At 62.3% G+C, this 12,360-nt stretch carries 14 protein-coding genes; 7 read left to right on the forward strand and 7 right to left on the reverse strand.

Annotated elements, in window-relative coordinates:
• Nucleotides 1-86: 86 nt before the first annotated feature.
• Nucleotides 87-1,019 (forward strand): GlxA family transcriptional regulator, encoded by a 933-nt coding sequence (locus YUO_RS0113625; RefSeq protein WP_283806409.1) that lies wholly within the window; start codon nt 87-89, stop codon nt 1,017-1,019.
• Between the two features lie 11 nt (nt 1,020-1,030).
• On the opposite strand, the gene YUO_RS46195 is transcribed toward YUO_RS0113625, so the two are convergent.
• Both YUO_RS46195 and YUO_RS40670 read right to left on the reverse strand, forming a co-directional pair.
• Nucleotides 1,031-1,204, reverse strand: coding sequence for a hypothetical protein (locus tag YUO_RS46195; protein ID WP_156908618.1), 174 nt, complete (start codon nt 1,202-1,204; stop codon nt 1,031-1,033).
• A gap of 76 nt (nt 1,205-1,280) precedes the next feature.
• On the reverse strand, nt 1,281-2,609 hold the full coding sequence (locus YUO_RS40670; RefSeq protein ID WP_235782708.1) for an MFS transporter: 1,329 nt from the start codon (nt 2,607-2,609) through the stop codon (nt 1,281-1,283).
• A 212-nt stretch (nt 2,610-2,821) separates the two neighbouring features.
• Here YUO_RS40670 and fabA point away from each other — a divergent pair, with 212 nt between their 5' ends.
• Nucleotides 2,822-3,352 carry a bifunctional 3-hydroxydecanoyl-ACP dehydratase/trans-2-decenoyl-ACP isomerase gene (gene fabA / locus YUO_RS0113640; RefSeq protein WP_028347766.1) on the forward strand — a complete coding sequence of 177 codons (531 nt, stop codon included), beginning with the start codon at nt 2,822-2,824 and terminating at the stop codon, nt 3,350-3,352.
• Between the two features lie 161 nt (nt 3,353-3,513).
• On the opposite strand, the gene YUO_RS40675 is transcribed toward fabA, so the two are convergent.
• Both YUO_RS40675 and YUO_RS40680 read right to left on the reverse strand, forming a co-directional pair.
• Nucleotides 3,514-3,738 carry a hypothetical protein gene (locus tag YUO_RS40675; RefSeq protein WP_035726722.1) on the reverse strand — a complete coding sequence of 75 codons (225 nt, stop codon included), beginning with the start codon at nt 3,736-3,738 and terminating at the stop codon, nt 3,514-3,516.
• Between the two features lie 537 nt (nt 3,739-4,275).
• Nucleotides 4,276-4,794 carry a copper chaperone PCu(A)C gene (locus YUO_RS40680; RefSeq protein ID WP_063830295.1) on the reverse strand — a complete coding sequence of 173 codons (519 nt, stop codon included), beginning with the start codon at nt 4,792-4,794 and terminating at the stop codon, nt 4,276-4,278.
• A 386-nt stretch (nt 4,795-5,180) separates the two neighbouring features.
• On the opposite strand from YUO_RS40680, the gene YUO_RS0113660 reads away from it, so the two are divergent.
• A complete protein-coding gene (locus YUO_RS0113660; protein ID WP_028347768.1) occupies nt 5,181-6,284 on the forward strand; it encodes a transporter in 1,104 nt (367 codons plus the stop codon).
• A 112-nt stretch (nt 6,285-6,396) separates the two neighbouring features.
• On the opposite strand, the gene YUO_RS0113665 is transcribed toward YUO_RS0113660, so the two are convergent.
• On the reverse strand, nt 6,397-8,094 hold the full coding sequence (locus tag YUO_RS0113665; protein WP_028347769.1) for a methyl-accepting chemotaxis protein: 1,698 nt from the start codon (nt 8,092-8,094) through the stop codon (nt 6,397-6,399).
• A gap of 26 nt (nt 8,095-8,120) precedes the next feature.
• Between YUO_RS0113665 and YUO_RS46200 the strand changes: the two genes are divergently transcribed.
• Nucleotides 8,121-8,348, forward strand: a complete 228-nt coding sequence (locus YUO_RS46200; protein ID WP_156908619.1) for a hypothetical protein — start codon at nt 8,121-8,123, stop codon at nt 8,346-8,348.
• Between the two features lie 6 nt (nt 8,349-8,354).
• Nucleotides 8,355-8,663, forward strand: coding sequence for a hypothetical protein (locus YUO_RS0113675; RefSeq protein ID WP_028347771.1), 309 nt, complete (start codon nt 8,355-8,357; stop codon nt 8,661-8,663).
• Nucleotides 8,664-8,783: 120 nt separating this feature from the next.
• Here YUO_RS0113675 and YUO_RS0113680 read toward each other — a convergent pair whose 3' ends face one another.
• The gene (locus tag YUO_RS0113680; protein ID WP_028347772.1) at nt 8,784-9,602 is read right to left on the reverse strand and encodes a helix-turn-helix domain-containing protein; all 819 of its coding nucleotides are present in this window, start codon (nt 9,600-9,602) and stop codon (nt 8,784-8,786) included.
• 278 nt (nt 9,603-9,880) lie between these two features.
• On the opposite strand from YUO_RS0113680, the gene YUO_RS0113685 reads away from it, so the two are divergent.
• Nucleotides 9,881-10,450 carry a hypothetical protein gene (locus YUO_RS0113685; protein ID WP_051379425.1) on the forward strand — a complete coding sequence of 190 codons (570 nt, stop codon included), beginning with the start codon at nt 9,881-9,883 and terminating at the stop codon, nt 10,448-10,450.
• A 12-nt stretch (nt 10,451-10,462) separates the two neighbouring features.
• Complete coding sequence (locus YUO_RS40685; RefSeq protein ID WP_083754581.1) at nt 10,463-11,671, forward strand: MFS transporter; 1,209 nt, start codon at nt 10,463-10,465, stop codon at nt 11,669-11,671.
• Nucleotides 11,672-11,701: 30 nt separating this feature from the next.
• On the opposite strand, the gene YUO_RS0113695 is transcribed toward YUO_RS40685, so the two are convergent.
• Nucleotides 11,702-12,343, reverse strand: coding sequence for an arylsulfatase (locus YUO_RS0113695; RefSeq protein WP_028347774.1), 642 nt, complete (start codon nt 12,341-12,343; stop codon nt 11,702-11,704).
• Nucleotides 12,344-12,360 lie beyond the last annotated feature (17 nt).

Below are 12,360 nucleotides of genomic sequence, written 5' to 3' on the forward strand. Positions count from 1 at the left end.
TAATCGGCCACATGCGGAAAAGCACGTCATCGCGCCATATCAACGTTGCCATCCTCGCCCTTCAGGACTGCATGCCATCGGCCGTGATGGGGATTGGCGACATGCTCGCCATCGCCAACGCAGCGATCGCCCGTAACAGCAGAGCGATCAAATTCAGATGGCACGTCGTATCGACCGGTACACGAGGCGTTGCCATGGCTCGCGGAATGAACGTCGTCGCCGACGGCGTGATCAAAGCCAGCACCAGCTACGATGTCGTGCTGGTCCCCGGCCTCCTCATCGATCTCGCCGCGACAACGCAACGCCTTAATGAGATCGACCGCGTTGCAGGCTGGTTGCGCCGGCAGCACGCGAGGGGTGCGATTGTTGGCGGATTTTGCACCGGTGTTTTTGTGCTTGCGCAGGCAGGCCTGCTTGACGGACGACGCGCCACCACGACCTGGTGGCTGCAATCCGAGCTCAAGCAGCGTTACCCGAACGTCGACTTGTCGCTCGATGCCGTCGTGACCGAAAGCGATCGTGTGATTTGCGCCGCCGGTCCGATGGCCTGGATCGATCTCACATTGCGGGTCATTGAGATTGCTGCGGATGTGGAGACTGCGCGGGCTTGCGCTGATTTCGCCGTGCTCGACACAAGCCGACGAACCCAGACGGGCTATTTGCCGCAGGGCTATCTGCTCAAGCGCAATCCCTGGCTGGTCGAAGCCGAGATGATCGTGCGGCGGTCCGGTGCGAAGCCATTGGCGGTTAGTCAGCTAGCCAAGGCTCTTGGTGTGCCCGAGCGGACGCTGCACCGGAAGATCAAAGCGCTTGCCGGCGAACCGCCACAGGCTTTCATTGTTCGAATTCGCATGGAAACAGCGCGCACCCTGCTTGAAACGACCAGGCGAGCGGTCAAGGACATTGCGCACGCGGTCGGCTATGAGGATGAGAGCAGCTTCCGCAAAGCCTTTCGTAAACTGCTCGCAATGAATCCAAAGGACTATCGGGCCCGCAGGGCGATTGCCGCCCGGATCTAGCGCTCCGACCGTCAGCGCCGCGCGAGACTGCAATGCGCGCCGGATGGCGATTGGAAGCCGATAGAGCGTTGCCATCCGATCCCGACCAATACGTCGACGGGGCTCACATACTTCTGGGCCGCGAGCGTCGCCTCAGCAGCTCTGATCACGCGGTCGTTGAGTTTCTTGCGGTTGTCCGGATGCATGTCCGCCCCCTCGGCGTGCCGTGGTCATCAGGACGGAGTCCGGCGCCCGATGCCGCGTCAACCGGCGAGCCCAAAGTCATCTCTCCGACGACGGAGTCGATCTGGCATTGGCTTGCATGGGCGTGCGCGCATAGGCCTCGGGGATAATAATCGAGGGATCGGCCGGGTCCAGCGCATCGTGCGTGACCACCGTCCCCACGAGTGCTGTCGAGGCAAGATCGAAGTCGGTTTTCTGTGGCGAAGCGAGCGAGACCTGCACCCGCGTGCGATACAAAACGTAGGCCGCGAGCAACGCCTGGACCATCGCGGTGAACAGGAACAAGGCGCGTGGCCCTTCCGCCGACATGAAGGCAGCGGCAATGAGCGGTCCGACCACTGAACCGAGGCCGTTGGTGAGCAGGATCGTGGCGGCGATCGGTACCACATCACTCGCTGGGGTCTTGTCATAGGCATGAGCCGCAGCAAGCGAATAGCCGGGCAGCGCGAGCGCCCCGAAGAGAATACCGAACAGCAGCAGCATCATTCCGGATGCGGAGATCAGCCACGAGGCAACGCCCGCGGCGGCGGCTCCGATCAAGAGAACGAGCAGCACCAGGCGGCGATCGACGCGGTCGGACAGACGGCCTACCGGCCACTGGACGATCGCTCCTGCCAGCACCGCCGTACTCATGAACAGCGCCACCTGATCGATGCTGAGGCCGCTACCTGCGGCCGACAGCGGCGCAAGGCCCCAGAATGCACCGTTAGCTGCGCCAATCATGAAACTTGCGACCAGCGCGACCGGTGCCGCGCGGTATAGCTGTCCGACGCGAAAGCTGACGGTGGTAATCGGTGCTGGTTGCGCCGCACGGGTCAGGGCCACCGGAACGATGGCCAGCGAGGAAAGCATGGCGGCCACCATGAAGTTTCCAGCCTCAGCGACCGGATAAAGCGTCACCAGGGCCTGACCAAATGTAATGGCGCCATAATTGACCACCACGTACGCTGACAGCACGAGCCCGCGAGTCTCGTTGGAGGCGCGATCGTTGAGCCAGCTCTCGACCACCAGGTAGAGACCGGCGAGGCAGAGGCCGGTTACTCCGCGGAAAACTATCCAGGCCACGACCACCGGCGCGAGCGCGTGGGCAAGCGCCACGGCAGCCGCCACCGCCACCATCGCTGTAAAAGCGCGAATGTGTCCCGCGCGCTGGATCAGATAAGGCGCGAGCAGACAGCCGCTGACGAAGCCGACGTAATAGGCCGAGCTGATGACACCGAGCGCAAGATCGTCAAAACCTTCCGCGCTGCCGCGTAACGGCAGCAACGTGAATTGCAGCCCGCTGCCCGCCAGCAGGAACGCGAGCCCCAGGAGCAACGACACGATCGGGCGCAGGGTCTTCGGCATCCGGATCGACCCAACAGTCATCAGAGACCAGATTCATTGAACCCATAATGTGTTGATAAGACCGTAGATCATAAGAAGTTTCGCGCCCGGCGTGCCGGATGCGCTCCGCGCGGACCATTGCCGGCCATCGAGCGCGACACCGAGGGCATGCGGCGGAAACTTTGGCTTGAAGTCAGGCTACGGAAAGCACATTTGACAACCGCCCGCTAAACATCGTCAGAGGTGACATGGCCGTGTCCAACCCGCGCGACTTTCACGCTCCGCAATCGTCCTACACAAGAGAGGATCTGCTCAAGTCGAGCGAAGGCGGCTATTTCGGCCCGGGCAATGCTCAGCTTCCGGCACCGCCCATGCTGATGATGGACCGTATCATCGAGATCAGCGTAGACGGCGGCGAATTCGGCAAGGGCCATGTCATCGGCGAGCTCGATATCACGCCGGACCTCTGGTTTTTTGGCTGTCACTTTGACGGCGACCCTGTGATGCCGGGGTGTCTGGGTCTGGATGCCATGTGGCAGATCATCGGCTATTGGCTCGGCTGGTCGGGCTCACCAGGCAAAGGGCGCGCGGTGGGCGTCGGCGAGGTGAAATTCCGAGGCGACATCAAGCCGGACGTCAAGCGCGTTCGCTACGAGGTCAGCATGCGCCATGTCCGGCGCGGCAAACTGGCTGTTGGAATTGCAAACGGCCGTGTCTTTGCCGACGATACATGCGTCTATATCGCCAGGGATATGCGGGTCGGACTGATAGCGCCGGCGAGCTGATATGCAACCCAGGAAAGAAGCCGCAAGCGGGCTGCCGTAAATTTCGATCGTATCACTGTCGAGGATGGCAGTTGGATCGATCGAGTTACCCATCTGGGACGGCGAAGGTAAATGGATCTTACCCACGCCGCCTGAATTCGTTAACTAGGAGCGCACCGCCGTCAGTTCACCGCGCAGCTTGCGGAGTGGGTTGGCGTATTGCCGGAAGCGGCCTGACAGAAAGCCTCATAATAGGCTTCCAGCTCCGCTACGGCGCGATGCTCCCATTCCCTGGCTTGCGCCAGCAGGGAACCGCTATGAAGCGGCCGGAAGGCCGCGGTCTGGCGGTACAACGATGCGATTGTACGGTAGCGGCGAACGTTTTCCATGATGGCCAGCCCGTTCATTGTTTGGATCTCCCCATTCCTTTCCCGGAGACGAATTTGCGGCAGAACGATTTTCGATTAGTTAGCGGGGTTGGAAGAGAGCGCGTGTGGTTTCCGAACTGTTGATGGCGGATGCGCAGGGGATGGACGCGGCTTGCCACGGCAATGCCGCCAACACCCTCGCCTGCGGACATGCGCGCGGCCGCGCCGCGATAACGCGCAAACTATCTCGATGCCGGACACGTTGGGCCAAGCTCGACCGGTTCACTCATTGGCGCGAGCTGCCTGCAGCGACTTGCTGCTTGAGCAGATCACACCTTGCGAACGATCGTTGGCCGAAGAGAAGGACGCGCTGCTCCCATGCCCTGCGGCCGGGATCAGCAATATGCAGGCACAGTAGGCCAGTCCGATACCGAGAAGTGATGCGGACAAGACCGCGGCGGCGATCCGCCAAGCAGCCTGCGTTCTCTGCGGTGACGGCGGCGGTCTGCCGACGGCGACGAGCGACATTTGGCTTGAGCTGGACACGGCCCGGGATCCTGGCAGAGCGCGACCGCGTTAATGGTGCTTGTGCGCGGCACCATTGACGCCACTGACGGCGGCTCCGGCATTTTCCTCGACGTTGTAGATGATATCGACAGGCCCCGCCTTCTCGAACACCAGCGTGCCCTTCACCTTCTGGCCGATCAGGAACGGCTCCTTGAGACCCATCAGCAGGATGCGATAGGCGCCGGGCTTGAGCTCCACGGTCTTGCCGGGCTTGATCTCGAGACCGTTCGCGAGCGGGCGCGTCTTCGCCATACCGTCCACATCGACCACCTCGTGCACCTCGATCTGGCCTGCCACGGGCGACGTGCCGCCGATCAGACGATCCGCAGTCTTTCCCTTGTTGGTGATGGTGAGATAGCCGCCCGCGATATTGGCGTCCTTCGGGGTCGGTCGCGACCAGGGATGGCCGATGTCGAGCGCGCCGACCTTGTACTCGTGCGCGCCGGCGCTGGTCGCAATGAGCAAACTCGCTGCGACAAAAATAGCCGCGGTGACAAACACAAAGATATCTCTGACGATACTTGTCATAATTGTCCTACTCCGATACGCGCGCTGGACATCGAAGCGTGTAGAGAATCAATCGGACGCGATTACGGCTGGCGCTCGCCGTGATTACGGCCGCTGCCGGACGTGATTGCGGCCACTGTGCTGTGACGCGAGCGACCCCGGACATACAACCAAGCAAACGATTGCGCCTCTCTCGCCATTCGCCCAACATGCGTCAGCCACACGGACGTCACGCCGGCGACGGCGCGTCCGCTTTTCCGCTTCCCTTCCGTCGCGGGCAAGCCGCGCTTCTCGCAAGATCCAGTCAATCTCGCGCCCGATTGCGATGGCTAATCGCCGGACAGTGAGTACAGGGGGCGTATGTGTGTGCGTATCTTAGACGGCCGGCGGCCGGCATCTTTTCATCCATGATACTTTTTTTCACCGCTCCCGCAGACGCGCATCATCCGGGCGGCGGCGGCAATACCGGCAGTGGCGGCCCCATCAACACCATCTCGGCCGACACGCTTTCCGAAGGACTGATCGCAGCATCGATCCGCTATGAATTCATCAGGCTGGGCCAACTCAGCGATGCCGACCTGCTCGCCGCAGCAAACCGGGGCACGCACGCGCATTCGATCCGCTCGATCGACAGTGTCTCGCTTTCGGTGGCCTACGGCATCACCAACGACCTGACCGTTGCTGTTCGCGCAGCCGGCGTGCGGCGCTCGGATATCCGCGAGCCCGGGGGGGACATGCTGAGCGGCGGCCACATGGGCATGATGAATGCGAGCGACATGAGCGGCCTGATGAGCCCCGACGGCATCAACCGGCGCGGCAATTCGGCGGGGTTCGGCGACGTCACCATGCTCGGGCAGTATCGTTTCCACAGCAACGCGCAGAGCGGGACGTCGGCCGCCATGCTATTCGGCTTCAAGGCGCCGACCGGCAGCACCAACCAGCGTGACGCTGCCGGCCAACTATTCCAGGCCCAGTTTCAGCCGGGCTCCGGCTCTTGGGACGGCCTGTTCGGCGCCGCCTTCACCAAGCGCACCGGCCGCTGGTCGTTCGACGTGAGCGGCCTCTATTACCTGATCAGCACGGGCACGCAGGACACCAATCTCGGCGACCGTTTTTTGTTTGGCACCGCCGTGTCGTATCGCCTGGTCGGGCCGACCGGATCCGCGAAAGAGGTGGAGCTGCACGAGTATTGCATGCAGCCGCGCAATCAATTGCAGGAGCATTGCCTCTATCACGCCAACCACGACCACAGCGACATGAAGAAGACGCCGTACACGCTCGACCTCGTGCTCGAGCTCAATGGCGAGTGGCACGACAAGCAGCGCATCGCCGGCATTCCCGACCCCAATTCGGGCGGCACCACGGTCTATCTCTCGCCCGGCGTGCGCGTCGGTTTCGATCGCTTCTCCGGTTTCGTCTCCATCGGCGTGCCGGTCATCAACCAGCACAACGGCGTTCAGTCCAAGCCGGACTATCGCGTGCTCACGGGAATCGGCGCGCGGCTGAATTGAACGCTGACGCCGCTGGCCGATTGAGGCGCGCGGCTCGGGCGCGAGCTCAATTTGCGGGTCGGCGACTGATCATCGCAAGTCCCTTCCAAACGCGGAAGGGCTGACGCGAGAGTCACGCCGCGCGGATGTTGCCGAGGAATTTTCCGGTTTCAGTTTTGAGCTGCTCGGATTGCGACGTCAGTTGACCGGCGGCATTGAGCACGAGGATCGCGGCGGCGTCGACCTTGCTCGAAGCTTCGCGCACGCCCGTGATGTTTTGCATCACCTCTTGGGCGCCTTGCGCCGCCTGCTGCACGCTGCGGGCAATCTCGTTGGTCGCAGCACCCTGCTCTTCGACGGCGGCCGCAATAGAGCCTGCGATCTCATTCATTTGCCCGATCGTGGTGCCGATCTCGCGGATTGCATTGACCGTCGAACCGGTCGCATCGCGGATTTCCTGGATCTGGCTGGTGATTTCGTCGGTAGCCTTGGCGGTCTGCGACGACAGCGCCTTCACTTCGTTGGCGACGACGGCGAAGCCTCTGCCGGCCTCGCCGGCCCGCGCAGCTTCGATGGTCGCGTTCAATGCCAGCAAATTCGTCTGTCCCGCGATGGTCTGGATCAGCGCCATGACCTCGCCGATCTTTTGCGAGGCCTCGACCAGACGGCCGACCATGGCCTCGGTCCGGTTGGCCTGCCCGACCGCATTCTGGGCAATTGACGAAGATTGGGTAACCTGCCGCGCGATCTCCTGGATCGACGACGACAGCTCCTCCGCCGACGCCGCAACGGTCTGCACGTTCGACGCCGTCTGCTCGGCCGCGGCCGCGACCTTCGCGCTCTGATCCGTCGTTCCCACCGCAATCGTGGACATCGACGAAGCGGAATTCTGCAGCTCGTCGGCGGCCGTTGCGGTGCCCCGGATCACCCCGCCGATGCTGCGCTCAAATTCGTCGGCGATGCGGGACAGAACCGCTTGCCGCTCCTCGGCGGAACGCGTCTTCATCGCTTCCTGTTCGGTGCGCAGCCGCGTGGTTTCGACCAGATGATCCCTAAAGACCTGTAGGCTTCGCGCAATCCGGCCGATCTCATTGGTGCGGTCGACGAACGGAATCTCGGCCGCAAAATTGCCCTTGACCAGCTCGTCCATGGCCGAGCAGGTTCTGTTGAGCGGAACGACCATGCCGCGGCCGAGCCAGAATGCCGAGAAAGCCGCAATTGCCAGCCCGGCCAGCCCAGCGATCCCGGCCCAGATCATCCGACTGAAGACCACCGCGTCGATGTCGTCGACATAAACGCCGGCCTGGATCGCGAGAGGCTTGTCGCCTGTGCCAAACGCCCCGACATAGGCAATCTTGCGAAGTTCGGCGCCGCCGGCGGAGCGGGGCGCCAGATACTCGACAAAGCCGCCGCCGGCGCGCGCGGCCCGCACGATGTCCTGGATCAACAGCTTGCCGCTCTTGTCCTTGAACTCCCAACGGTTGACGTTGATGTATTTCGGATTGACGTGCACATAGGTGACGCCGGCATCTGCGCTTCCCGTGCCGTACACGCCGATGTAGTCGGCGTGTTCGCCCCAACGCATCGCGCCGATCGAAGCAAAGGCCATCTGACGCGCCCGGTCAGGCTCGATCTTGCCGGCCTTGGCCTCACCCTCGTACTGGGCAAGGATCTTCGTCGCGGCCTCGACAAGATTGCGGACCGTGGTGCGCCGCTCGGCCAGGACCGCATCGCGCAGCACCAGGATCTGCAAGGCGGAGACGGCCAGCAGCACGATCGTCAGCGCCACAATGACCATCGCAAAGCGCTGATAGACGGTGAGGTTACGCATCCGCTTGTCCTTCCTGTCGGTTGCGAATGCGTAGCAATACAACGTTAACCGACGGTTATCGGCGGATCCTTCCGGCACGACGCCCGGCTTTGCGCGTCAGCTTCAAGGTTGAGCAAGCCGTCACGCCGCACCGCTGCCAAATCGCGCTTGAAATCATCACGCCAGGGCGACACAATGCTGCCTGTTCCTTCATCAACCGTAAAGCGCCAATGTATCAGCGCACCCTGACCGGTGGCATGGTGCGGCAAGAGTGACTCATAATGGCTGAAGCCGATCTCGACGTCGTCATCCGGCAAATCGCAAAAGCGCAGAACAAGAGCCTGATGGCAGCCGTGAAGAAGCGGCGAGACCAGATCATGGCCCGCGCGGCCAAGGCAAAGGACAAGGAAACGCGGGACCAATTCCGGCTGATCGCCAAAAGCACGATGGAGCTCGGCACGGCCGCGGCCAAGCGACTCCAAAACTCGGCGCAAAACACCGCCGACAGCTATGCGCGGGCGATCAGGAACGCGGCCGAGGAAGCGGCTGCGAAGAAGCCCTCAAAAAAGGTTCCGAAGAAAGACGCCTAGCCGCGATCGGCGCCAAGCATCGCTTTCCGAAGCGGCTGTCGCAGCAGTCACAATGGCGAGTTTGGCAGCAGGAGCGCTCAAGGGCCTGCTCTTTATTCGCGCTACCCGCCGTGAAAATATCTAACCGATCGCGCGGTAGGTACTCGGCGTTGTGCCGATCAATCGGCGAAATCGCCGGTTAAAAGTGGCGAGATCCTCGAAGCCAGCCTTGAAAGCGATCCTGGAAATCGGATCCGAGCTCTCGCGGAGCCGCCTCGCAGCACGGTGGAGCCGCATATGCAGAATGTACTGATGCGGCGTCATTCCGGCTACTTGCCGGAACGTGCGCAGAAAATGATAGGGGCTCATTGCAGCTTCGCGGGCAAGCGCGTTGAGCCCTAGCCTTCCATCCGGTTGTGCATCGATACGGCGGACGGCCCGGGTGATCCGCCGCTCATCGTGCGCGCTTGGAGACCGAGTAGGCGCGACTTTGTCGGCCGTCATCATCAGAACGGCGCCGGCAAGTCGGGTCGCAATTTCCTCGAGAGCTGCTCCGTCGCGCTGGTCGCGGGCGAGTTCAGCAGCGGCGAATAGACCAATGAGTTTGTTTGTCGGAGGCAAGCCGGCATGAACGAATGTAGTCCTGCGTGCGCCCGGCACGCCTGCGGCAATGCTCTCGAAGAATGCTGGCGCGAAATGAAACGCGAGACACCGGTCGCCCTGCGCATGCTCATGCCCGCACTCGAAGCTGCTACCGGCATTGCCGAGCAGAAGCGATCCCGGCACGAGCGTCGCGGCTCCAGCCTGCGTCCGGTACTGAAAGCTTCCTTGCGTCACTGGCGAAATTGCCGTTTCGGCATGCCGCTCGACGAAAGCGTGGTCGTGCGGCCCGTAGTCGCAGACCACGTCACGCACGCTCCAACCGGGACCAGACGCCAATACCTGAATCTTCAGTGCCATAACACTAGAACGCCTAACCAGGTTTCAGGTTCTCCAGCCGAGGCAACAGGCTGTTCCGGTCAGCCCGACCAGATTTAGCAATTTTTCCCAAGCGAAAACCGGCGCCGCGCCACATCTGCAGGCCAACCGGTCGATCCGGATGTCGCCTCAGGCTTGCACTTCAGTTTCGCGGCACCGGCCCGTGACAGTGAGCAAGTTCCATGCGGCGACTTGATCCCCGATGGATATCGGATCGAGGCCCGCTGTGAGGCCAATCGTTAGAGTCGGAGGAGGCTACGATGACATCTGCGCGCACCAGAAGTGCTCAAGCGCCAAGCTCGCTTACCACATCATTTCCTCGCGTGCTCCACGCTGATGCCCCGGATCCAGAGCGCAAGGCCAAGCTAGAACTGTATTCATGGCTCGTCGGTCAGTGGGAGATGGACGTCACCACAATACTTGAGGACGGGTCCAGCTACGCCGGTCGCGGCGAGATTCACGCAGGCTGGATATTGCAGGGCCGCGCCATACAGGACGTTTGGATGATCCCGCGCCTCGAGCAACGACACCCGGGTATTGAACAGCTCCCCGGGGCAGGAAATTGGTACGGAACGACGCTGCGCATCTACGATCCGAATCTCGATGCTTGGCGCATTCTATGGAATGACCCCGCGACCGACGTTTTCACGCAACAGACCGGCCGCGCACGAGACCGAGATATTGTGCAGGAAGGTCCGGATCCACGAGGCGGCTCGATGCGCTGGACCTTTTCCGAAATTGAACCGGCGTCTTTTCATTGGACGGCGGAGCGGAGTTTGGACAACGAAAACTGGCGGAAGGAAGTCGATATTCGTGCGCGCCGCATGTGAGCGGCTGCCGGCGTGTCCAGCGACCACATCTGGAGCTCACGTGCGATCGTGTGCGCAGAACCAAAATCCACCGCAGCTCTTGCATTCGGCTACTTCGTTGTGGGGATCGGCGCTTTCGCGGTGACCGGTCTTCTCAACGAGATAGCGCGGGAGCTTGGGACGTCAATCGCAGGCGCGGGACAGTTGATGTCCGCCTATTCGCTTGCGCTCGCGGTCGGGGCGCCGCTGCTTATGTCTCTCACGAGGCGATTTGGACGGCGGGACTTGATTGTGGCGGGACTTGCCTTGTTTGGATTCCTGCAGTTTGCCGCGGCGGTGGCGCCGAGCTACAGCACGCTTGTAGCGGCGCGCATATTTGCAGGCCTTGCTGCCGCGGTCGTCACTCCGCACTCGATCGCTGCCGCCGGTCTTGCAGCTCCGCCCGGACAGAGCGGCAGAGCCATCGCCACGATGTTTCTCGGATTCACGCTCTCGATCGTGATTGGGATACCTGCAGGAAACGCGCTCGGAGCGGTCCTTGGCTGGCGCGTAACGCTCGGCCTTGTCGGCGCAATGTCGTTCGCGAGCGCAGTGTGGGTCGCGCTCACGGTTTCAGCCAGACTGCCGAATGCGCCGGTAGACTGGAACGCATGGCGGTCTTTGGCGGGCAATGCAGTCATTCTATGGTTGTTGCTGACCACGGCTCTCCAGTGTGCCGGTCAATTTACACTCTATACCTACCTGGCTCCCGTCTTCAGGGACAGCCTGGGCATCGATGCGGGGGGAATTGGCCTTCTGTTCGGCTGGTTCGGAGTAGCGGGGCTTGCTGGCAATTACTTCGCGAGCCGCGTGATTGATCGCATTGGCGCCGGACGTGTGGTTGGCGCTTGTCTTGCCCTTATGATTGCAGCGTTTGCGATGTGGCCAATGGCATACGGCTCGCTGGTGACTACGATGCTGGCGATCTCGATTTGGGGGCTTGGCGGCTTCGCTATTCATCCGTCTCAGCAGGCACGGCTGGTGCTCCTGGCGCCAGAACTGGCTTCAGCCTCGGCGGCATTGAATCTGTCCGCCACGTATTTCGGGCAAATGTTCGGCAGCGCCTTCGGTGGCGGCCTGATCACTTGGTCCGGTGCGGATGCGCTCGCTTGGGGAGGAGCTGCTCTGCTTGTTGCTGCGATTGGAGCAGCATTTGCCGCTGGCCCACGGCCCGCGGCAAGAGATAACGTTGAACAAGCCTAGCCGAAAAAGGCGCCAAACGAGGAAAGAAGTCTAGGCATCTTCGACGCCAAGCATTTTCTTCAGCTTCAGTACCGCGCTGTCGGGCGTGGTCAGCACCGGCCGTCCCGTTGCCTCGGCGACCGCGTCTGCGGCCGGCGCCAGGCTGTACTGGGCGAGCGCGATCAGATCGCAGTCGCCCAAGCTCCTCGATGCTTCCACCACCAGCCGGTCATGGGTCGCGCGATCGCCGCGATCGAGCGCGGCTAACGCGCCTTCCGCCAGTTTGGGCACCAGCTCGACCCGCGACGGAAACTCCGGCGGCATCGAGGCGAGCGTCGGCGGAAACGTCGACAACAGCCCGATCCTGCGGCCACGCGCGACGGCCTGCTCGATCATCGCTTCATTGGGCTTGAGCACCGGCATCGGGGCGTGGGCCCGCGCGACGGCTTCGATGCAGGGGCCGAACGCCGAGCAGGTGAACAGGATCGCATCCGATCCGGTGCCGACGGCGTAACGTCCGAGCCCGAGGAATCGCACGGTCATGGCATCGGTGAGCCTGCCGTCACGCGCCAGATCGGCCGACAGGCTGTCGTCAAGCAGATTCATCAGGCGGGCCTCCGGCCAAAGCCTGGCGAAGGAGGCCTCGATCGGCGCAATCGAGTGTTTCAGGGCGTGGATCAGGGTAATGCGCATATGGGTCAGTCTGGCTG

This window comes from Bradyrhizobium murdochi (assembly GCF_000472965.1).
Lineage (GTDB): Bacteria > Pseudomonadota > Alphaproteobacteria > Rhizobiales > Xanthobacteraceae > Bradyrhizobium > Bradyrhizobium murdochi.